The following is a 22,007-nucleotide window of genomic DNA, read 5'->3' as shown; positions in this document are numbered from 1 at the left end:
CGGATCAGGACTGCTGGGCCTGGGTAGCCAACGCGGTGCTCAGCGCGCGCTGCAGCACAGGTTGATCGAGATCTTCGCCGATCAGCACGAACCGGTTGGCCCGTGCTTCGTCTTCGCGCCAGCGCCGGTCGAAATAGCTGTCGAAGCGCCGGCCCACGCCCTGGATCACGAGGCGCATTGGTGTGCCCGGCAGCGCTGCAAAACCCTTGACGCGGTAGATCGTGTGCTGCTCCGTCAAACCCTGCAGCGCCGCGATGATCGTTTCGCGCGATGCAGCGGGCGCTTCAACGATCACAGAATCGAATTCGTCGTGGTGATGATCGGGATCGTCGGCCGAGCCATGATGATCGTGGCGCAGATGAATCGTGGTTTCGGACGCCGCCTGCAAACCCAGCAGACCGTGCAGATCCAGCTGCCCTCGCTGGGCGCGCACGATCTTGACCTGGGGCGGCAACTCCTCGCGCATCTCCGCTTCCACGGCAGCCTGCTGTGCCTCGTCGAGCAGGTCGGTCTTGTTCAGGATCACGAGATCGGCCGAGCCGAGCTGGTCTTCGAACAGCTCGTGCAACGGCGATTCGTGATCGAGATTGGGATCGGCTCGGCGCTGCTCGTCCACGGCCTGCGGGTCGTCGGCGAACTGTCCGCTTGCTGCGGCAGGGCCGTCCACCACGGTCACCACCGCGTCGACGGTGAAGCTGTTACGGATCGAAGGCCAGTTGAACGCCTGGACCAGCGGCTTCGGCAACGCCAGCCCCGAGGTTTCGATCAGAACGTGGTCAATTTCGCCACGGCGTTCGACCAGTTGCTCCATCACAGGGAAAAACTCTTCCTGCACGGTGCAGCACAGACAGCCGTTGGCGAGCTCATAGAGCTGGCCGGCCTGTTCGCGGCCTTCTTCGTCGCAGCCGATTCCGCAACCACGCAGAATTTCGCCGTCGATGCCGAGCTCGCCGAACTCATTGACGATGACAGCAATCCGCAAATTGTTCGCGTTTTGAAGAATATGGCGCAGCAAGGTGGTTTTGCCACTCCCAAGAAAGCCCGTGACGACAGTCACAGGGATCTTGCGCATGGGGTTCTGCATGATCACTCCGTTATTAAACAAGCAAACGAGCCAGCTCGTCGGGCACTCGCTCCAGAACAGACGCGAGCGGTAGCGTCTGGCGCAGGACGTAAACAGGACGTGGGGACGATACGGAACGTTGCGGTCGCAACAGAGGAACGCGATGAAGGCGTGGATGGCCAGCTGCATCCCCGCAGCGCCAACACCTCTTCTCTGGCCGGTATCCGGGCTGGCGAACGCACCGCTCCACCTTCCCACGCGAATCTTTCGCGCAGTGGTTGATTGCCCGCGATCCTGGTCGCGGACATGGAGCCGGCTTCGCATCGCCTGAGCGACGCTTTCGCTGAACCGTTGCGGGGGCAGCACAGGTTGGGCTCGCGCTAGTGCGGCAAGCCTCCTGTTTCCCGTTTAACTGCCGGCGCGATAACGCGTCGGCGGGCACCAGAGTGGAACGAGTTTAGGCTGGGCCGCGAGGCAGCGTCAAGAAGCGACGCTGGCGAGCGGCCGCCAACGCGTGTATTGTAGCGCGCCAGATATCTGCAAACCGACACGCCATATGCTTACGGCCCGAGCGGACGGTTACGACACAACATGAAGCAATTCAGCATCGGCATTGGCTGTCGGCAGCAAGTTTCGGCCGAGGCGATCGAGGCCGCCGTGCTCGCGACGCTTGGCAAACTGGGCGTGCAAGGGGCCAACGCCTTTGAATCGATCGCCTCGATCTCGACCATCGATTCAAAGGCGCGAGAACCCGGCCTCCTGACATTCTGTGCCCGTCACGCGCTAATGTTGCATAGCTTCAGCCGTGAAGCGATCGCCGCCTGCCCGGGCGGCATGCTTCGCGCAACGGCATCGAAAGCGGTACAGGCCCGCTTTGGCGTCGACGGCATCTGCGAACCTTGCGCACTGCTGGGGGCGCCCGGCGGCAGCCTTGTTGCCGGCAAAACGGCTTCGCCTGGCGTCACCGTGGCAATTGCCTGCCTGGCCGAATTCTGTACGCAGGCGCCCGGGGCGCGCCGACTGAACCCAACCACCAGGACCTGACTGCATGAAAACCGATACGGAATCGCATCTGCGCATGACCCAACGCCGCCGCGAAGGACATGAAAAGAAACAGGCGCAGGCCACCATCGAAAAAGGACTGTTGATCGTCAATACGGGCACGGGCAAGGGCAAAAGCACAGCGGCTTTCGGCATGGCCGTGCGCGTGCTCGGACACGGCATGCGCCTCGGTGTCGTGCAATTCATCAAGGGGGCACTGCATACCTCGGAGCGCGATTTCCTGGGCAGTCTGCCAAACTGCGATTTCGTCACGATGGGCGACGGCTATACCTGGAACACGCAGGATCGGGAAGCCGACATTGCGACGGCACGCAAAGGCTGGAGCGAAGCCTGCCGGATGATCGAAAGCGGCGAGTATCAGATGGTGATTCTCGACGAACTCAATACCGTACTCAAGTACGAGTATCTGCCGCTCGATGAAGTGCTAGACGTCTTTAGCAAGCGTCCGGACATGCTCCATGTGGTGGTCACCGGACGGCATGCGCCTGAAGGACTGATCGAGGCCGCAGACCTCGTCACCGAAATGCGCATCGTCAAACACCCATACCGCGAACAACACGTCAAAGCGCAGCGCGGCGTCGAGTTCTAAGCCATGGCCGCCTGTCCAGCGCTGTTCATCAGCGCCCCGGCTTCGGGTCAGGGCAAGACCACCGTCACGGCAGGGTTGGCCCGCTACCACAGCCGCCTCGGGCGGCGTGTGCGCGTGTTCAAGACCGGTCCGGACTTTATCGACCCGACTATCCTCGCGCACGCGAGCGGTGCCGCCGTGTTTTCGCTCGACCTCTGGATGGTCGGCGAAGCCGGCTGCCGTACACTGCTGGCCGAAGCGGCAGGCGACGCCGATCTGATCCTGGTCGAAGGGGTCATGGGGCTGTACGACGGCCAGCCGAGCAGTGCCGATCTGGCCAGCGCCTTCGGCATACCGGTATTGGCGGTGATCGCAGCGAAATCCATGGCCCAGACCTTCGGCGCATTGGCCTTCGGTCTCGCTCAATTCCAGCCGCGGGTGCCTTTTTACGGTGTGCTCGCGAACCGGGTCGGCTCGCCCTATCATGCGAAACTGCTTGAAGAGGCATTACCGGCCTCGCTGCGCTGGTGCGGACATCTGAACAGCAACGACTCGATCGAATTGCCGGACCGGCACCTCGGCTTGCACCAGGCCGCAGAAATCGCGGATCTCGATGCACGCCTCAACCAGGTTGCCGATGCGCTCGCCACAACGCCGCTGGCCGAACTGCCGCCGGCCATCGACTTCGAGGCGCCACCGCGTAACAGCCTGCCACGCCTGCTCGACGGCAGGCTGATCGCAATTGCAAAGGACGCGGCCTTTTCCTTTATCTACCCAGCCAATCTCGCACTGCTCGAAGCACTCGGCGCGAGACTCGCGTATTTCTCGCCGCTCGCCAATGAACCGCTACCTCAGGCTGCCGATGCCCTCTATCTTCCCGGCGGTTACCCGGAACTCCATGCCCGGACCTTGGTGGACCGGAAATGCAGTGCCGGCTCGATTCACGCACACGCCGCAGCCGGCAAGCCGTTGATCGCCGAATGTGGCGGCATGCTCTATCTGCTAGACCGACTGATCGACGTGCACGGTGCCTCTACCCCGATGCTCGGCCTGCTGCCCGGCGAGGCCAGCATGCAGACCCGCTTCGCGGCACTGGCCATGCAACAGATCGAAGGACGACACGGCGTCATGACCGGACACACGTTCCACTATTCGAAGCTGAACACGCCGCTCGCACCGGTTACGACCGCGGTTCGGCCGCAAGGCGCAACCAGCGGGGAAGCCCTCTATCGGCACGGTGCAATCGTCGCAACCTACATGCACGCTTACTGGCCGTCGAATCCGGTATTCGCCGCCGCCTTGTTCCGCGGCGAGGCGTTCTGAACAAAAATCGTTGGAAAGGGAAAGATCCCTCCGTCCGAACCGCGATTCAAGCGGAGATTGACGCCCTCCGGCAGCCTTCTGTACTCTTGCGCCTTGATGGTTCCCCTCACCGGGATTAAACGGGAACGCAGTGAGAGCGCTCTGCTCAAGTCTGCGACTGCCCCCGCAACTGTAAGCGCCGAGTCCACACCATGCTTGACCACTGGGTAACCGGGAAGGTCGGTGCCGGATCGTGACGTGCTAGTCAGGAGACCTGCCATCGACCGAGGTCTGCTCAGCCGGATCGGACGGGGATGTCCGAGTCGCCAAGTATCCGTTTGCGCGAATGGATACCTGCTGTAAGGACAGCCCGAACCTCAGGATTCTTGCATGTCCATCACGTACTCAAGGTCAGTTCCAACTGACGCATTGCGCTATCGGCTGATTGCCATCTACAGCGTCCTCGCTTTATTCAACGTCGGTAGCTGGATCTGGGCCTTCATAGCCTTCCACGGTCACCCGCTGTTGCTGGGCACCGGCCTGGTCGCCTACGGCTTCGGTCTGCGCCATGCAGTCGATGCCGATCACATCGCCGCCATCGATAACGTCACACGCAAACTGATGCAGGATGGCCGGCGCCCCGTCACGGTCGGTTTCTTCTTTGCCATCGGTCACTCGGCCGTGGTTTTGCTGGTAGCGGCAGCGGTTGCTGCTACAGCCTCTGCGCTCGAAAGCCGGTTCGAATCTTGGCAAAACGTCGGCGGCATAGTCTCGACCAGCGTCTCAGCGATCTTCCTGTTTTTGATCGCGGCCATGAACCTGATCATCCTACGCGGCGTATGGCGGGCGTTCAAGAAAGTAAAGCGTGGTGAGCCATACGATCAGGAAGATCTCGACCTCCTGCTCAACAGTCGCGGCTTGCTCGCACGGATGTTCCGGCCGCTGTTCAAGCTTGTATCGAACTCATTGTGGATGTTGCCGCTCGGCTTTCTGTTCGGCCTGGGTTTCGATACCGCGACCGAAGTCAGCCTGCTCGGCATCTCGGCACACCAGGCATCTCAAGGGTTGTCGATCTGGATCGTGCTGGTGTTTCCGGTACTCTTCGCCGCAGGCATGACACTGATCGACACCACCGACGGGATCCTGATGCTTGGTGCCTATGAATGGGCGTTCGTGCGACCGATCCGCAAGCTTTACTACAACCTCACGATCACGCTGGTCTCTGTGCTCGTCGCGGTCGTGATAGGCGGTATCGAGGCGCTGGGGATGATTGCCGACCAGATCAGGCAAAAGGGCCTGTTCTGGCAGACCGTCGATACGCTGAACGAGAATTTCAACAACCTCGGCTTCGTCATCATTGGCATCTTCATCGTCTCCTGGGTCCTGTCGTTCCTGATTTACCGAATCAAGGGCTACGACAAACTCGAAGCGCATCTGCATGCGCAATAAGCGCTCAGTCGAGCTGGCTCGGCTGGAGTCAGCGTGACGCGTCCGCACGCTTGCCGATAGCGGCGAACACCCGAGCCAGGTCGAGGTGCTCCTCGAGCGTATCGGCGAGCCGGTCGAGCGACGCGTCCCGCAACGCCGGATAGTCGAGTGCTTGCGAACCGGCCAGCCCCGCCCACGCGAGCAAGGCACTGCAGGAGGCCGGCGTGTCGAACAGCCCGTGCACATAAGTGGCGAGAATCTGTCCGTCAGCCGACATTGCACCATCGGGACGTGTACCGTCCCCGTCCGACTGATCCGCTACGAGGTACAACGCCGGCGCATCAAGCGCGGGGCCGTGGGTTTCGCCCATGTGAATCTCGTAGCCGCAAACGTCCGGCGAACCGTTCAGCGTCAGGGCGCCCGTGACGTTCCTGAGCATCTTCTCGCGTGTGATGACGGTCTCGTAATCGAGCCAGCCGAGACCCTTCGTGGTACCCGGCTGGCCCTCCACGCCGTGCGGGTCGTTCACCGATTGGCCGAGCATCTGCATGCCTCCGCAGATACCGATCACCCGGCCGCCATAACGCAAATGCCGACGCAGCACTTCTTCCCAACCGTTGTCGCGCAGCCAGGCCAGATCTCCACGCACATTCTTGGAGCCGGGCAAAATCACCAGGTCCGCGGGCGGCGGCGGAATACCCGCAAGCGCATAGCTGAAATCGACCTGCGGGTGCGCGCGGAGCGCATCGAAATCCGTGTGATTGCTGATATGCGGCAATGCCGGCACGACCACCCGCAGAGACTGCACGGCATCGGCCGCACCGCTATGCGCCACACGCGGCAGCATGTCTTCGGCGTCGAGCGCCAATCCGTGCAGATACGGCACCACCCCCAGTACCGGCTTGCCGGTACGTGCCTCCAGCCAGTCAAGCCCAGGCTGCAGCAGACCTGGATCGCCTCGAAACCGGTTGATGACGAAACCGCAGACCCTTGCGCGTTCGGATTCGGACAGGCATTCGAGCGTACCGAGCAAATGCGCAAACACACCGCCGCGATCGATATCGGCCACCAACAGCACCGGGCAATCGACCGCTTCAGCAAAGCCCATATTGGCGATATCGTTCGCACGCAGATTGATCTCCGCCGGGCTGCCCGCCCCTTCCACCAGAATCGTGTCGTACTGCTGCTGCAGGCGCGCGTAAGATTCGAGCACGGCCTTGAAGGCCAGCGGTTTATAGTCGTGATAGGCGCGCGCATCAAGATTCATTCGTGCTTTGCCATGCACGATCACCTGCGCACCACGATCGCTGGTCGGCTTGAGGAGCACCGGGTTCAGGTCAGTATGCGCGGGAATGCCGGCCGCAATCGCCTGCAGCGCCTGTGCGCGGCCAATCTCGCCCCCATCGATCGTGACTGCGCTGTTGAGCGCCATGTTCTGTGGCTTGAACGGCGCTACCCGTCCGCCGCGGCGCGACACCAACCGGCACAAACCGGCGACCAGCGTGCTCTTGCCTGCATCGGAGGTTGTACCCTGGATCATCAGGGTGCCGCCAGGCACAGCCGGTGCGAAATCGTTCGGAACAGTCATCAGGAAACTGAGGCTCGATCAAAAATGGATGAGTTGGTGCACACAACGCAATTTGCAGAGGTGCGAGAGGCATCACACGGTTTACGATTATCCCATTGCCACCGGTGCGTCACCCCTGTCGATACAATCACGACATGATTTCACCCAACCCTACACTCGTCCCTGGCGCAATCGTGCATGGTGGCAATCTGCGCGAAGCCGTCCGGCGCTACGGTATCAGTTTTGATGCGTGGCTCGATCTGTCGACCGGTATCAATCCGCACGCCTATCCGGTCCCGCCCATTCCTGCCGAGATATGGCGCCGCCTGCCCGACGATGGCGATGGCCTGCTCGCCGATGCCGCGCGGTACTATGGCGCGCCGAGTTCCGACCATATAACGTCAGTGGCGGGTAGCCAGGCAGCCATCCGGGCGCTGCCCGAACTGCTTCGGCGCGGAGTCGCCGCGGTTGCTCCGCTAACCTATGGCGAATATGCCCCTGCGTTCGAGCGCGCGGGCCACACCGTCGTGCCACTCGACGTCGACGACGATGTGTTGCCCTGCGGCGTCAACCACGCGGTCGTCGTCACGCCAAACAATCCGACAACGAAGCAAGTGGACCCGCACCGTCTGTTGCAGTGGCATGCGCAACTTTCGGCGGTCGGCGGCACGCTGATCGTGGATGAAACGTTCGGCGACGCACTGCCTGCGGAGACATGCTCATCGATGGCAGCGTATGTCGACCGCGAGGGACTCGTGGTCCTGCGCTCACCGGGAAAATTCTTCGGACTCGCCGGAGCGCGTTGCGGCTTCGCGCTGGGCCGGCCCGAGTTACTTGCAGCGCTAAGCCTCCATCTCGGCGCCTGGACCGTCAACGGACCCGCCCGCCATGCAGTGGCACACGCGTTCCGCGACCATGCGTGGCAACATCAGATGCGTGTGCTACTTGCGTCTGAAAGCGCACGGCTTGTAGCCTTGCTGCAGGCTCACGGCCTGGTCGCACTGAGCACTCCCCTGTTTGCCTGGTTCCCGGATCCACGTGCAGAGGCACTGCACCAGGGGCTCGCCCGGCAAGGGATCTGGACACGCTATTTTTCGGCTATCCCCAGCGTGCGCTTCGGGCTACCCGGGTTGGAGCAAGAGTGGGCACGGCTCGAGCTGGCTCTTGCCCGGACCATGGACGAACTCTCGAAGTCAACAAACGGCCCGATCCGGAAATCGTGCGCGAGATCATTGCCGGACTGAAGGCCGAGCTGCCTTATGCGGCGGACGACATCAAGGCGGTCGTCAGGGACGGACACGTGACGCTGAAGGGTGAAGTCGAATGGGACTACCAGCGCCGCCGAGCGGCCGACCACACCGAGGGATTCACGTTTGCTGTCGCGCTGATACAGCCTGCTCCACCAGTTTGAGCGCTTCAGGAAGAAAAGTTTCGCTTGCCGGGCAAACGTCGAAATTGTTGTCGCTGCATGTCGTGAGCACTGCCCAGTGGACACATCCTGCGCCGTTTGCTCGAGACACCCTGTACGCTCAATGCATCGCCTGCCACGTATCTGCGGGCACGCAAGCGATTACACTCAAAGCTTCAACCCTACACGCTGCGCTTCCTGGCTTATGGATCTCAAGCAAATCCAATATTTCATCGCCCTTTTCGAGGACGGCTCGGTCACGCGCGCGGCAAAGCGGCTGAACATGGTGCAGCCCGCGCTCAGCATGCAGATCTCGAAGATTGAAGCGGAACTGAACCAGAAGCTCTTCGAACGCGGCCCGCACGGCATGACGCCCACTGACGCGGCGCGTCTCATGTATCGCCTGTATACGCCGATCATGCGCGACATCGACCATGCACGCGAGCAATTGAGCCAGCGCGATGTGATCGTCACCGGCCGGGTCTCGCTTGGCATGGTCGCGTCCGAGGCGCAAAGCGTTTTGCCTGAATCGCTCGCGAAGTTCAACGCGCTGTTTCCGCAAGTGGAAGTCTCGGTGGCTGACGGGTTCAGCGCGCAGTTGATCGACGCCGTTGAAGCGGGCCGGCTGGATGCGGCCATCATCAACAAACCGCGCGGGCGCCTCTCACTCGATGTGGTGCCGCTGCTCGACGAAGAGATGGTGTTCGTGACGAGTGCCGCACACGGCGTCGAATTGCCCGCGGAAATCGACCTCGCTCATCTACCTGCCGTCGAACTGGTGTTGCCGACGCGGCGCAACGGCCTGCGCGGCGTGCTCGATGCGGAATTGATGGCGGCCGATATCGTCATCAAGCCGACGTTCGAAATCGACCTGCTGAGCACGATTGTGCAGTTCGTCGAACAGAGTCAGGTGGCGACGATCCTGCCGCGTGTCGTCGTGCAGCGCGAGGTCGACGAAGGCCTGCTGCGCGCCTATCCCATCGCCTCGCCGCCGATCGTGCGGCACATCATTCGCGTGAGCCATCCGAAGCGGCCTATCGGTCCGGCAGCGCACGCGCTGATCGAAATCATCACGGACGAGATTCGCCGGGTGACGACCGGTGTGTCTGCGCGCTGACGCACTTCACGGGCGCTCGCCCAACGCCCTCAGCATGCCTTAAGCCGCTTCGCGGGAAGCATTTTTGTCGAGCTTGCCGAGCGTCTCAGGCACGACAAACGCGCCGGCGAGGAAGATCACGCTGATCACGCCCACGAAGATCGCCAGCGTCAGCGGCAGCTCGCTTGCGTCTTTGGCGACAAGCGACACGGCGGTCGGCATCATGCCGCCAATGGCAAAGCCAATGTTCCAGGAGAGGCCTGTGCCGGTCGCGCGAATCGCCGTCGGAAACCGTTCGTTGAGGAAGATCAGGATCGGCGCATAGCCCGCGCTACCGAGCGCGCTCAACACTACCGCATAGACGCCGATCACCGTAATGCTCTGCGCGGTAGGCAGCAGCAGGCACAGTGCGGGCAACGCAAACAGCCGGATCAGGCCAATCCATATGAATGTGCTCTTGCGGCCGATGAAGGTGCTGAGATGGCCAGCCGCGACTGACGCAATCACGACGCCGATGCTGGAGATCATCAGGATCGCAGCCGCCGAGCCATTCGGCACGTGGCTGACCACCTTCAGCACGGTCGGCAGATAGCCTGAGGTCAAATAGTAGCCGCTGCCACCGCCGATGGTCAGCAACAGGTTCACGAACAGGATCGAGCGGTAGTCCCTGGAAAATAGCGTGCGCAGCGGCGAGCGCACAACCTCGGCGGGCGCGTTGCTGATGCCGTCGCGTGAAGCAATCGCAGCCGCTTTGGCGGCCTTCTCGGCCGCGAGCTTTTTCCACAGCGGCGACTCTTCGAGACTGTTGAAGACAAAGAGTCCGAGCATCGAACTGATGATGCCGGTGAAAAACATGCAGCGCCAGCCCCACACATCGAACTGCTCACCCGGGAACAACGCCGACATCGCAAGGAAGGTGAGCGAAGCCAGCAACGCGCCTAGTCCCGCTCCGCCACCGCCAATCAGACCCGACACCGCGCCGCGATACCTCGGCGCCACGGACTCAGTGCCGATGGTATGCGTCGAGGCGACCACGCCGCCCACGAACACACCCTGCACGAGACGCAGGACGACAAACAGCAGTGGCGCAATCATCCCCACCTGGGCGACGGTCGGCAGCAGGCCGAAGGCTGCGGTCGACAGCCCGACGCCGACGACAGCAAAGATCATTGCCCCTTTACGACCATGCCGGTCAGCGTACGAGCCGAACCACGCCGAGCCGAGCGGCCGCATGAACAGCGTCACCGCGAACGACGCATAGACCGCGGCAAGCGACAACATTGCGTGTTCGGACGGAAAGAACAGTCGCCCCACGACCGGGGCCACATAGAGCAGCACGAACAGGTCGAACAAGTCGAGCGCCCATCCCAGACACGAGGCAAACACTGCGCCCATCACCTGTTTCTGGTCAACTGCGGGCAAGGCGGCTCCATTTTGTGCGGCTACGGACATCTCCATCTCCTTGAAGGTTACCGGCTTCTCTTTTGAGCGGACCGGTGTCAGGCACGCTTGATATGCGTGCTCTTGTTGCGTGAAAGAAATCAGTCAGCAAGGCGACGCCGCAGTCGGGACCGTATCCCGCTCTCCGCGCTGGCATCGCTTCATGACCATCGCGTCGGCAATCTTCTCGGCGATCATGATGGTCGGAATGTTCGTATTGGCCGACGGCAGGCGCGGCATCAGCGACGCATCGACGACGCGCAATCGTTGCGCGCCGTGTACACGGCCTTCGGTGTCGGTGACGGCGCTCCGTTCGCCGGCCTCGCCCATGCGGCAGGTGCCGCTCGCGTGCCACACGCCGAACACGTTGGCGCGAATGAAATCGTGCAGAATGTGCTCGTCGACTAGCAGCGCGGCCATCTGCTGGCCACGGGAAAAGAAGCGTTCAATCAGCACACGGCGGATCGGTGCAGGTGTGTCGAGCAACAGGCTCGCGAGCGAGGTCAGCATGGCGTTGCTTTTGCCGACGCGGCTCAATGCCTTCACACGCGGCGAAAAAGTGGCGGGGAAAAAGTCGCGCTGATCCTGACTCAGTCCCGACGCTGCGACCACTTTCGCCAGCATGCGCACTCCCGCGGCGAGCCGTGCGAGATCGCGCTCGTCATCGAGCAGATTGAGCTCGACGTGCGGCGCGACTGCCGGATCGGGCGACACCAGTTGAACATGACCGCGCGAATACGGACGATTGCACCACAGGAAAAACAGGCCGAGCCGGTTACCCAATGCATGCCAAGCGGCACGCGTCGCGCTCGACAGATACAGGTCGGAGGCCTCGCAATCCACCACGCCCGAGGTAAAGCGGGCCGCCGTCATACTCGCCCGGCGTCTCGCGAGCGGCATGCGGAAGCCGCGCTCGAGAAAATGGCAAAAGGTCAACGACGGATGATCCTGCAGATTGCGGCCGACGCCAAGCAGATTGACCACGCATTCAATGCCGAGCGAAGCAAGCGCGCCCTGCTCGCCGATTCCGGCACGCATCAACAGCGCGGGCGATTGCAATGCCCCGGCGCACAACACAACCTCACCGGCATCGAAGCGCAGGCGTTCGCCGTTCTCTGCCACCGCGATCACTCCTTGCGCCGCTGCCCCATCCATCACGATGCGCTCGACGCGTAACTGGGCATAGATGCTCAGATTGGACCGCTTGCGCGTTGGCGCGTCGAGATAGCCCGCCGCCGCAGACACGCGCTTGTCGTGCCGGTTCGAAAAGGCGCCCGGAAACAGTCCATCGCCGAACTCGCCGTTCTGATCCTGCAAGGTGGGGAAGCCATTGGCACGCAGGCCATCGGCAAACGCATGACAGAACGGCGGCCAATCCTCCGGCATGATGCGGCGAATCGCTATCGGACCCTCGCTGCCGTGCAAGGCACTTTGCGGAAAATTCTCGTCGCATTCGAGCTTGCAGAAATACGGCAGGACGTCCCGCCAAGCCCAGCCCGGCGCACCGTTCGCAGCCCAGTCGTCGTAATCGCGCGGCAGGCCGCGGTTGGCCGATTGCACATTGATGCTCGATCCGCCGCCCATTACGCGGCCCTGTTCATAGACGCGCGGCGCGGCTTGCCGGGTGGCACGCGCTTTCAGATCGGGCCAGATATACGTATCGCCGCAGAAAACCGGCATCGGATAACTGTCGAGAATCTCCGCGGGCTCGGCGCCCGGCGGCGTATCCACGCCCGCCTCGATCAACGCGACCCGAACCGACGACACGGCCGAGAGCCGATGCGCGAGCACGCATCCGGCGGAGCCGCCGCCGACGATCACGTAATCGAAACGCTCCATGCCTCGCTCCTCCGCTATGTCTTTTTTTGATCGCGGTCCTTAGCTTCCGCGAAACACCGGCTTGCGCTTGCCATGAAACGCTTCAACGCCCTCGCGGAAATCGTCGGAGGTGCGCAGACGGCTATAGCAATGCCCTTCCAGTTCGATTGCGATGGACAGCGGCGCGTCTTCGGTGTCGTTCAGGAGCTTCTTCGCGGTACGTTGTGCCAGCGGCGAGAAAGCGCGCAACTCATCGACGAGTGCGTCGGTTGCCGCTTCGAGTTGTGCATCGGGCACGCACTCCACGGCGATACCCCACTCGTAAGCTTGCTTGCCGGGAATGCGACGCGAGCGCATCACGATGTCTTTGGTGCGGCCAATGCCGACCATCTGCTGCAGACGCGCGGAGCCGCCCGAGCCCGGAATCTGGCCGAGCTTCTGCTCCGGCAACGCGTAGAACGTCGTATCCGTGGCGATACGGAAATCGCACGCCAGCGACAATTCGAAGCCCACACCAAAGCAGAAACCGCGGTTCGCTGCGATCACAGGTTTCGAGCACCGGGAAGGCGCTGCGATATTCCATGCCAATTTCGACACATGTTCCGGCGATGCTTCGAGAAAGCCCTTGATATCGCCGCCACTAGAGAAGTGTTCGCCAATGGCGCGTACGACGATCACCCGCACGCGCTCGTCTTCATCGAGCGCTTCGAACGCGGCGCGCAACTGGTCGCGGGCATGCATTGAAATGACGTTGAACGGCGGGCGATGCAGGATGATGTCGGCGCGCTCACGTGCGGCATCGATCTCGATCGAGAAGCCATCGAGCTCCTGAAGCAGCGTCTGGCCGCGATGGGTCAAGTCAGTCATTTCGGATACTCCTTGGTGGTATGAACAGGTTGTGCAACGGGCTCGCGGTCGTCGAGCACGTACTCGCCGGCAGAGAGCTTGCGGCGCAGAATCTTGCCTACCGGCGACTTCGGAATGTCGTCGACAAACACGTAGTCGCGCGGCCGTTTGAAATTGACCAGATCAGAGGTTCGGCAGTAGGCGTCGAGCGTTTGGGCGTCGACGTATTCGCGGCGCTTGATGAAAGCCACCACACGCTGACCCCAGCGTTCGTCCTTGATGCCGGTCACGGCGACTTCGTCGACGGCCGGATGCAGCGACAGCACTGACTCGATATCGACCGGCGAAATGTTTTCGCCGCCGCTGATGATCATGTCGTCGACGCGGCCCGTGACGAACAGCTCGCCGTCGGCGTCGAAATAGCCGGTGTCACCGGTGAAATACCAACCGTCGTGGAGCGACTTCGCGTTGGCGTCGGGGCGGTTCCAATAGCCCTCAAAGGCTTCGTCGCCGAGCAGGTCCGCGACGATCTGGCCTTCTTCGTGGACTCGCGCGAGCTGGTCCGGCGAGCGTGCGTCGAGTTTCACGACCCGCAAGCGCGTGTTGATACCGGCGCGTCCTGCGCAGCCCGGTTTCCTGGTGGCGTCCTGTTCGATGCTGAACGTGTACACCTCCGACGAGCCGTAGTGATTGACGAACAGCTCGGGCTTGAACGCCTGCTGCAGACGCTTGAGCAGGCCGTCGCTCATCGGCGCGCCAGCGAAGCCGAGCTTGGTCACCGTGGATGTTCCGGTGCTGGCGAAGCCTGGATCGGCAAGCAGATCGTGATAAAGCGTCGGCACGAGATACAGACACGAGAGCTGGTAAGCGGCGATCGAATCGAGCGCGAGACGCGCGTTCCAGCGGCGCACGCAGACGAACAGGCCGTCGACCAGCGCCATCGCCAGCAGCGAGCGCACGCCCATCGTGTGGTAAAGCGGCATCACGCCGAGCGTGCGTTCGCCATGCCGGTAGAGGTTCTGCGCAACGTGCGCAAGCGCCGCGGCACGCTCATGCCGGTGGCGGCGCGGCACGCCTTTTGCCTTGCCGGTCGTGCCGGAGGTATAGAGGATCAGCGAGTAGTCGTCGGCGGTGGCATGGACCGCTTCGCCGGTATGTGCGCGCTCGACGAGCAGCGCGTCGAATGTGGCCGTGCAGCCGGGCACCTCGTCGAGTCCGATTCGCGGCAGCCTCTGCGCGGCGGGACTCTGGCTCACCGCATCGGCGCATACCGGCTCGTAGACGATAGCCTTGACGCCCGCGTCGGTCACGCAGTAATCAAGTTCTTCGGGCTTGGCGCGCCAGTTCAGCGGCACGATGACGATGCCCGCGAACTGGCAGGCCCAGTGCAGCGTCGCCATTTCCCAGCGGTTTTGCAGCACCGCCAGCAAACGATCACCGCGTGCGAGACCGAACTCGCGCAGACCGTCGGCCACGTTGAGAATGACGCGATGCCACGCTGCGTACGTTAGCTCCAGTTCGCCATCCACGAGCGCCAGCGCATTCGGACTGCGTTCAACGCATTGCAGAAACGTGCGGCCGAGATCAAGCATGGACGGCCTCCGGACTTTCGTTGCGCTGCTTGCGGCGCGCAGCTACGTCCAGCACGGCCGCGATGATCGGCGTATAGCCCGTACAGCGGCACAGATGGCCTGAGAGCATCTCGCGCACCTGTTCCTCAGTCGGATCCGGCACACGTTGCAGATAGTCCGCGCACGACATCAGAATGCCCGCCGTGCAAAACCCGCACTGTAACGCGTGATGCCGCTGGAAGGCCTGCTGCAGATCGCCGAGCGTCTGGTCGGGCGCGAGGCCCTCCACGGTATCGACACGCCGCCCTTGCACCTGCACGGCCAGCATCAGGCACGAACGCGCCGCGACGCCATCGATATGTACCGTACACGCCCCGCACACCCCATGTTCGCAGCCGACGTGGGTGCCGGTCGCACCCAGTTCGTGGCGGATGAAATCCGACAGCAGGTCGCGCGTCTCGCACAGACCGCTGCGTACGCGGCCATTGAGCGTCAGCGCGACGCGCTGCGTTTCGCCCTGCCGCAGGGTATTGCTTGATGCCTTGCTCACTTCGCCTCCTCGATCACGCGCCATCCGAGTTGCCGGACCAGATGCCGCCGGTATTTCGCGCTGATATGCGCGTCGTCCTGCGCGCCCAGCTTCCAGCTCAAATCGTTCAATGCGCCGCGCAGATCATCGCCCTTCAGATACGGCCAGCGTTCGACGACCGGCCGGTCCGCCACGCCGCCCACCGCGAGGCTGATGGAGTCAGGCGTCACGACTGCTGCGCAGGCCACCATGGCGAAGTCACCGTGCCGTGCCGAGAACTCCGTAAAGCCATAGCGTTCGCCCGTTTTTTTAAGCGGGAAGCGGACCGCTTCAACCAGTTCGTCCGGCGCGCGTGCCGTCATCAACATGCCCTGAAAGAAATCCGCGGCGGCCAGCACGCGCTTTTTCTTCTTCGAGCGCAGCACCACCTCGCCACCCAGCGCAGTGAGCACCAGCGGCAATTCCGCGCTCGGATCGGCGTGCGCAATCGAGCCGCAGACCGTGCCGCGGTTGCGAATCTGAAAATGCGAGATATACGGGAAGGCCATCATCAGCAAGGGCGTTTCGTTCACCAGCCACTCGCGCCACTCGACGCTGCCCTGTGTCGCCGCCGCCCCCACCACCAGATAGCCCGCCTCGTTGTCGACGCGTACCGTGTTCAGTTCCTCGGTGCGCGAAATGTCGATCAGGAGACGCGGTTGCGCGAGCCGCATGTTGAGCACGGCCATCAGCGACTGGCCGCCTGCGAGGACGCGCGCGTCCTCGCCGGTCTCGGCCAGCGCATCGAGCGCATCCTGCGTCGTCATGGCGCGCAGATAATCGAATGGCGCCGGTTTCATGTCGTTCTCCTGAAGATCGCCAACAGGCGCGACAGCCACGATCCGCTCATTTTCAGAGGCTTTCCCGACGCCTGACGTCCAAGCGATTCGAACAATTGGCGCAACACGACCTTCGCCGCGCCCTCGAGCATGCGGCCGCCGACCGCTGCGACTTTGCCCGACACCTGCGCTTCGTAGTCGTACGAAAGCCGCGTGCCTTGCGCGGTCGCCGTCAGTTCGATCAGGCCGTTGCCGCGTGCGCTGCCTAGCGGCGAGATTCCCGCGCCGGCCAGTGTCAGCCGATGCGGCGGATCGAGATCCGATAGCCCGATTTGCGCCTCGAAGCGTGCCTTGATCATGCCCACCCCAACAGTGACATCCGCGCGGTACTGGTTGGTGCCCGTCGACTCCAGCGCATGACAGCCCGGGATCACTTTGGCGAGCGCATTCGGATCCATCAGCACCGCGAAGATTGCCTCGGGCGTAGCGGGTAGATCTACCGTGCCCTGCGCGGTCAGTGCCTTGCCGCCACCCGGCACGGCCGGTTTCGTGGCAGGCGCCTCGCGGAGCTCCGGTCGCGATGGTTCGGGATCGTCGATGCCGATCAACGCCATCACTTTCGATGGCGTGAGCGGCAAACGGATGTCCTCCACACCGAGCGCATCGGCTACCGCGTTGGCAATGCACGGCGGCGTGCTCATGTTGTTGCCTTCGCCGAGCCCTTTCGCGCCAAGCGGCGTGAACGGCGACGGCGTTTCCAGATGCACGATGACCAGATCTGGCACCTCGCAGGTGGTGGGCATCAGATAATCGGCGAGCGTGCCTGACTGGAAGCTGCCGTCTGCTCCATAACGAAACTCCTCCATCAGCGCCGCGCCCAGCCCTTGAGCGAACGCGCCGCGAATCTGGCCGTCGGCGAGCGCGGGGTTGAGCAGCTTGCCGGCGTCGTGCGCCGTCACGTAACGGTCGATGCGGATCCGGCCGGTGGCGCTATCGATTTCGACGCCGCACAAATCAAAGGCAAAACCATAGGCTGCCGAAGTATTGATGCGATCGTTTTCGTCGGGCGCGTCCATGTTTTCCGGCGTCCAGAACACGGTTTCGCGCAGTCCCGGCTCCTCGCCTTCCGGCAATAGAGCGGGCGCCCAATGCGGCGCATTGCTGGCGACACGGCCGAACGGCATCGCCTTGTCTTCGGCGCCTTTCACATAGATACGTCTGCCTTCGAAACACACCTCATCGGTCGTGCAGCCGTACTGGTTAGCGACGATCCGCGCCAGCTTGTCGCGCACCCTCACGGCAGCGAGATGAACCGTACCGGCCACCGCGCCCGCAAAACGGCTCGAATAATTGCCCGCTGCAACCGACCAGGCATCCTTGTACGTATCGAACTCGACGTTGACAACGATGTCTTGCGGCTCGATGCCGAGCACGTCCGCGACAACCTGCGCGCAGACCGTCATATGCCCTTGCCCGGCCGGCGTGGACGCCACGGTGACCACCACACCGCCAAGCAGATCGACGCTCACCGTCGCGCTCGCAATCGCGCCGCTCTTCGGCCCCGCCTTCTTGCGGGCCTCGGCGGGCATCACTGTAGTGATGTATCCCATGTTCGATACTGACGGCTCGACGATCGCCGCAAAACCGATGCCGTAGAGGCGACCCTCCTTGCGGGCTGCTTCACGGCGCGCGACGAGCTCGTCGTAGCCGCCCTCCGACAACGCGCGACGTAGCGCCTCCTGATAGTTGCCCGAGTCGAGCAACGCACCGGCCGCAGCGCGATAAGGGAACGCATCCGCCGCGACAAAATTGCGCCGGTAGACCTCCAGCACATCGAGTTTCAACGTGAGCGCAATCCGTTGTATCAACCGCTCCAGCGCAAAATACACCTGCGGGCCGCCGAAGCCGCGCACGAGCCCCGTAGGTGTCTTGTTGGTTAGCACGACACGATTGCGCACCAGCAGGTTCGGGATCGCGTAGGCGCCGGTCAGGCAACCGTGCATCCGGTAGAACGTCGCGGGTTCCGGCGCGCGCAGATAGGCGCCGCAGTCTTCAAGCTGGTCGTAGGAGAGCGCGATGATCCTGCCGTCGTTTTCCACGGCAGCTTCGAGTGTCGAAAAGCGCGCCGTCGCCGAGGTGGCCGCGCTCAGATGTTCGAGCCGGTCCTCGACCCACTTCACCGGCGCGCCGGCCTTGCGCGAGGCGAGGCACATCAGGACTACATAGGGAAACACCGCCTGCTTCACGCCGAAGCTGCCGCCCGAGTCGCGCGGCGCCTTGTGACGCAGCCGGTTCGCCGGTACATTCAGCGCCATCGCCATGACCGCGTGCAGTGAGAACGGTCCCATGAAATTCGATGTGACGTCGTAGCCTTCGTTGCCTGACAGGAACTCGGCAATCACCACACCGCACTCAATCGGCGCACAACTGTTGCGTGGATAATGCGCCTCCAGCTTCACCCGGTGCGGCGCCTTCTCGAACGCGGCCTCCGGGTCGCCATAGCGGAAGTGGCGATCGCTGATCACATTGGTACCGACGCGCTCGTGCAGAATGGGAGCGCCGTCGCTGGCCGCCTGTTCGATTGACGTCACCGGATCGAGCAGCGTGTAGTCGACCCTGATCAGGTCGAGTGCGTCTTCCGCCAGCGCACGCGATTCCGCCAGCACGACGGCCACCGGTTCGCCGACGTAACGCACGCGGTCCATCGCCAGCGACCATTGCTCCATGGGCGACTTCACGCCGACGACGAACGGCCGCGACCATGCGCGCAGATCATCGCGGGTCAGCACAGCTCGCACGCCCGGGTGCTTCAATGCGTCTTCGGTGCGGATTGCAGCAAGTTCGGCATGCGCATGCGGTGAACGCAAGATCGCGGCGTGCAGGGTGCCAGGCTTCACGCCGATGTCGTCGCCATAACGGCCGCGGCCTGTCAGGATCGCGGGGTCCTCGAGGCGCTGCATCGGGCGGCCGACGTGCCGCCGTGGTGCTGCGCCCGGAGCCGCTTCTTTCGCTTCGGCCGGCGTCCGCGGCTTGATTTCGGCGAACGCCGTATCGCGCTGGTTCATCGGTCTGTGCCCTCATCGCGGCCTGCAAATTCGTCGGCGAGACCGCTCCAGCGGTGCGCGATCTCACGATGCTCGATGCCGAACAGATCCAGAATCCGCCCCACCGTGTGATCGACCACATCATCGATAGTCTGCGGGTGCGCGTAGAACGCCGGGACCGGCGGCATCACGATCGCGCCCATCTCGGTGGCGAGTGTCATGTTGCGCAGATGGGCGAGGTTCAACGGCGTTTCCCGCGCCACCAGCACGAGGCGGCGGCGTTCCTTGAGCATGACATCGGCGGCACGCGTCAGCAGGTTGTCGGCGAAACCGTTCGCGACGCTCGCGAGCGTTTTCATCGAACACGGTGCAATCACCATGCCGGAGGTGAGGAACGAGCCGCTCGCAACCGAGGCGCCAATATCGCGCACGTTATGGACCACGTCGGCCATGCCGTCGAGGTCGCTACGGCTGAGACCTAACTCCTGCGCGGCCGTCACCGCGCCCGAGGCCGACACGATCAGATGGGTCTCATGCGTGCCAAGCCGGCGCAGCGCGGCGAGCAAGCGCACGCCGATGACCGCGCCGCTGGCCCCGGAGAGGCCAACGACAATGCGCTCGCGCTGACGCTCAGTCATGGCGCTTGCCCACGTCAGCACCCAGATAAGCAGCGAAGCTGGCGTTGTCCGCCGCAACCAGCGCGTCGAGATCGACCTTGTCCTCGCCGGGAATCCGCACGCGGGTGAACACGTGCGCCGGATACACGACCGGCCGCGTGGCGTCGAGCCCCATCTTCGCGCTCACGCCTTGCAGATGAAGCGGCGCATCCTCGGGCTGGCCGACCGTGGTGGACGGATCGAGCGGCGAGCCTTGTGCACCCTCGATCACCACCAGATCGCGATCCGCCTGAAAACGCGTCGCCACCGCCCATTCGATTTCCGCCGGATCGTGCAGGTCCACATCGGTATCGACGACCACCACCTGCTTGATGTCGTAATGCGCACCGAACGCGCAGAGGATCACATTCTTCGCCTCGCCTTCCCGCTTCTTGTCGAACTGGATCCACAGGTGATAGCGGCACACGCCGCCTACCGAAAGGTGCACGTCCTTCACACCCGGATGGCTGCGCTGCAGGTGAGCGAGCAGCGTCGCCTCACGCGGAATCGCGCCGAGCAGCAGATGCTCCATTTCCGCCGGCACAATCGTATGAAAAATCGGCTTCTCGCGGTGCGTGAGCGCAGTGACTTCGATCACTTCACGCGCTTCCCGTGCGCTGTAGTACTTAGGAAATTCGCCAAACGGACCTTCCGGCTCACGCACGTTGGGCAGGATACGGCCCTCGATCACGATCTCTGCAAACGCGGGCACACGCACGCCGTTCGTCACGCATTGGACGACCGGCAGCGGCATGCCGTGCAGCGCGCCGGCGATTTCCAGCTCGTCGTGATCGATCGGAGTAATTGCTTGCGAAGCGAGCATAGTCAGCGGGTCGACGCCAATGGCGACTGCCACGTCGAGCGCATCGCCCGCCTCTTCCGCCGCCTTTTGAAACGCGTACAAATGACGCGGCAGCAGCAGGATCGCCATGCGGTCCGGGCCATGCACCTGGATGCGGTTGATCGACACGTTCTGCACGCCGGTGCGCGGATTGCGCGCGATCACGAGACCTGCCGTGATATACGGGCCGTTGTCATGTTCGCTGTGCGTGGGGATGGGGAGCAACGCGCGCAGATCGATGTCCTTCGTCAGCACCACCTGCTGGCACGGCGCAGCGTCGCGCGGCAAGACTTGCGACGCAATCGGCTGCCCGGCCGCTTCGCGAAATCGCGTCAGCAGTTGAGACTCAGCCACGCCCATAGCTTCAGCAATCCAGGCGCGCTTTGACATGAAGCCGCTCACGACCGGAATGTCATGGCCAGCCGGCTTCGTGAAAAACGCGGCCTGCTCGCCGTCGAGACGTTTGGCAATGGCGGCGAGTTCATGTTCGAGCGCGACGGGCTTGTCGATCGTCGCCAGACGATCCGTTCTTGCGAGATGCGCGAGCCAGTCGCGCAACGTCAGCACGCCGGATTGCGGGGCCCACGGCAAGGAAGAGGTGCCGTTCGTGACGGCATCGCGTGTATTCATCTACGTCTCCATCAATGCCTCGCTTTGCGCCGGGGAACGGTCGCTGCGAGATATGCAATGAAGCGTAGCGAGATCGCTGTATAAGTTCTAATACTGTTTTTTGATGTTTTTAATCACCAATGCTGATATCCGTGTTAGCCCCAATGACACCCGGCCTACAAAACGATATCCATAGAACTTCCGTGTCAGGCAGGCTGGAGCGGCACCATCCGGAACATCCATTGGTGCGCTTTTCGGCGCAGACCTGATAATGTGGACGGAGCTCATTAGCTACGTTGATGGTCGCCGGATTGACGCACCCGGGTTGATGTCCCATTCAG

At 62.9% G+C, this 22,007-nt stretch carries 18 protein-coding genes and 2 riboswitches; of the genes, 7 read left to right on the top strand and 11 right to left on the bottom strand.

Annotation, left to right across the window (positions count from 1 at the left end):
- Positions 1 to 4: 4 nt before the first annotated feature.
- Positions 5 to 1,084 carry a cobalamin biosynthesis protein CobW gene (gene cobW / locus BUS06_RS28990; RefSeq protein ID WP_074269346.1) on the bottom strand — a complete coding sequence of 360 codons (1,080 nt, stop codon included), beginning with the start codon at positions 1,082 to 1,084 and terminating at the stop codon, positions 5 to 7.
- A gap of 177 nt (positions 1,085 to 1,261) precedes the next feature.
- Positions 1,262 to 1,524: riboswitch (cobalamin riboswitch) on the bottom strand.
- A 130-nt stretch (positions 1,525 to 1,654) separates the two neighbouring features.
- On the opposite strand from cobW, the gene BUS06_RS28985 reads away from it, so the two are divergent.
- The 4 genes from BUS06_RS28985 to BUS06_RS28970 all read left to right on the top strand — a co-directional run bounded on the left by BUS06_RS28985 (position 1,655) and on the right by BUS06_RS28970 (position 5,444).
- Positions 1,655 to 2,107, top strand: a complete 453-nt coding sequence (locus BUS06_RS28985; RefSeq protein ID WP_074267800.1) for a cobalamin biosynthesis protein — start codon at positions 1,655 to 1,657, stop codon at positions 2,105 to 2,107.
- 4 nt (positions 2,108 to 2,111) lie between these two features.
- Positions 2,112 to 2,714: a cob(I)yrinic acid a,c-diamide adenosyltransferase gene (gene cobO / locus BUS06_RS28980; RefSeq protein WP_074267799.1), complete on the top strand. Its 603-nt coding sequence runs from the start codon at positions 2,112 to 2,114 to the stop codon at positions 2,712 to 2,714.
- A gap of 3 nt (positions 2,715 to 2,717) precedes the next feature.
- Positions 2,718 to 4,016 carry a cobyrinic acid a,c-diamide synthase CobB gene (locus BUS06_RS28975; protein WP_074267798.1) on the top strand — a complete coding sequence of 433 codons (1,299 nt, stop codon included), beginning with the start codon at positions 2,718 to 2,720 and terminating at the stop codon, positions 4,014 to 4,016.
- A gap of 80 nt (positions 4,017 to 4,096) precedes the next feature.
- Positions 4,097 to 4,291, top strand: a riboswitch (cobalamin riboswitch).
- A gap of 94 nt (positions 4,292 to 4,385) precedes the next feature.
- Positions 4,386 to 5,444: a HoxN/HupN/NixA family nickel/cobalt transporter gene (locus BUS06_RS28970; RefSeq protein WP_074267797.1), complete on the top strand. Its 1,059-nt coding sequence runs from the start codon at positions 4,386 to 4,388 to the stop codon at positions 5,442 to 5,444.
- 28 nt (positions 5,445 to 5,472) lie between these two features.
- Here the strand turns inward: BUS06_RS28970 and BUS06_RS28965 are convergent, their stop codons facing one another.
- Positions 5,473 to 7,011, bottom strand: coding sequence for a cobyric acid synthase (locus tag BUS06_RS28965; RefSeq protein WP_074267796.1), 1,539 nt, complete (start codon positions 7,009 to 7,011; stop codon positions 5,473 to 5,475).
- 134 nt (positions 7,012 to 7,145) lie between these two features.
- On the opposite strand from BUS06_RS28965, the gene cobD reads away from it, so the two are divergent.
- From cobD to BUS06_RS28950, 3 genes are all read left to right on the top strand, one after another.
- A complete protein-coding gene (gene cobD, locus BUS06_RS28960; protein ID WP_074267795.1) occupies positions 7,146 to 8,234 on the top strand; it encodes a threonine-phosphate decarboxylase CobD in 1,089 nt (362 codons plus the stop codon).
- A complete protein-coding gene (locus BUS06_RS37610; RefSeq protein ID WP_254368986.1) occupies positions 8,210 to 8,401 on the top strand; it encodes a BON domain-containing protein in 192 nt (63 codons plus the stop codon). Before cobD ends, BUS06_RS37610 begins: the two co-directional genes overlap by 25 nt.
- A gap of 202 nt (positions 8,402 to 8,603) precedes the next feature.
- Positions 8,604 to 9,515: a LysR family transcriptional regulator gene (locus BUS06_RS28950; protein ID WP_074267793.1), complete on the top strand. Its 912-nt coding sequence runs from the start codon at positions 8,604 to 8,606 to the stop codon at positions 9,513 to 9,515.
- A 39-nt stretch (positions 9,516 to 9,554) separates the two neighbouring features.
- Here BUS06_RS28950 and BUS06_RS28945 read toward each other — a convergent pair whose 3' ends face one another.
- The 9 genes from BUS06_RS28945 to BUS06_RS28905 form a co-directional block, all read right to left on the bottom strand.
- Entirely contained in the window at positions 9,555 to 10,946 is a 1,392-nt protein-coding gene (locus BUS06_RS28945) for an MFS transporter (protein ID WP_074267792.1), read from the bottom strand.
- Between the two features lie 93 nt (positions 10,947 to 11,039).
- Positions 11,040 to 12,773: a GMC family oxidoreductase gene (locus BUS06_RS28940; protein WP_074267791.1), complete on the bottom strand. Its 1,734-nt coding sequence runs from the start codon at positions 12,771 to 12,773 to the stop codon at positions 11,040 to 11,042.
- A 39-nt stretch (positions 12,774 to 12,812) separates the two neighbouring features.
- Positions 12,813 to 13,619, bottom strand: a complete 807-nt coding sequence (locus BUS06_RS28935) for an enoyl-CoA hydratase/isomerase family protein (protein WP_074267790.1) — start codon at positions 13,617 to 13,619, stop codon at positions 12,813 to 12,815.
- Positions 13,616 to 15,190, bottom strand: coding sequence for an AMP-binding protein (locus BUS06_RS28930; protein WP_074267789.1), 1,575 nt, complete (start codon positions 15,188 to 15,190; stop codon positions 13,616 to 13,618). Before BUS06_RS28930 ends, BUS06_RS28935 begins: the two co-directional genes overlap by 4 nt.
- Positions 15,183 to 15,719: a (2Fe-2S)-binding protein gene (locus BUS06_RS28925; protein WP_074267788.1), complete on the bottom strand. Its 537-nt coding sequence runs from the start codon at positions 15,717 to 15,719 to the stop codon at positions 15,183 to 15,185. The genes BUS06_RS28930 and BUS06_RS28925 overlap by 8 nt, the downstream gene beginning before the upstream one ends.
- Positions 15,716 to 16,537, bottom strand: a complete 822-nt coding sequence (locus BUS06_RS28920; protein WP_074267787.1) for an FAD binding domain-containing protein — start codon at positions 16,535 to 16,537, stop codon at positions 15,716 to 15,718. The genes BUS06_RS28925 and BUS06_RS28920 overlap by 4 nt, the downstream gene beginning before the upstream one ends.
- Positions 16,534 to 19,581, bottom strand: a complete 3,048-nt coding sequence (locus BUS06_RS28915) for a xanthine dehydrogenase family protein molybdopterin-binding subunit (RefSeq protein WP_074267786.1) — start codon at positions 19,579 to 19,581, stop codon at positions 16,534 to 16,536. The genes BUS06_RS28920 and BUS06_RS28915 overlap by 4 nt, the downstream gene beginning before the upstream one ends.
- A complete protein-coding gene (locus tag BUS06_RS28910) occupies positions 19,578 to 20,198 on the bottom strand; it encodes a UbiX family flavin prenyltransferase (protein ID WP_074267785.1) in 621 nt (206 codons plus the stop codon). The genes BUS06_RS28915 and BUS06_RS28910 overlap by 4 nt, the downstream gene beginning before the upstream one ends.
- Positions 20,191 to 21,687, bottom strand: coding sequence for a UbiD family decarboxylase (locus tag BUS06_RS28905; protein WP_074267784.1), 1,497 nt, complete (start codon positions 21,685 to 21,687; stop codon positions 20,191 to 20,193). The genes BUS06_RS28910 and BUS06_RS28905 overlap by 8 nt, the downstream gene beginning before the upstream one ends.
- Positions 21,688 to 22,007 lie beyond the last annotated feature (320 nt).

This window comes from Paraburkholderia phenazinium (assembly GCF_900141745.1).
Lineage (GTDB): Bacteria > Pseudomonadota > Gammaproteobacteria > Burkholderiales > Burkholderiaceae > Paraburkholderia > Paraburkholderia phenazinium_B.
This window is presented reverse-complemented; position numbering and strand designations above follow the sequence as displayed.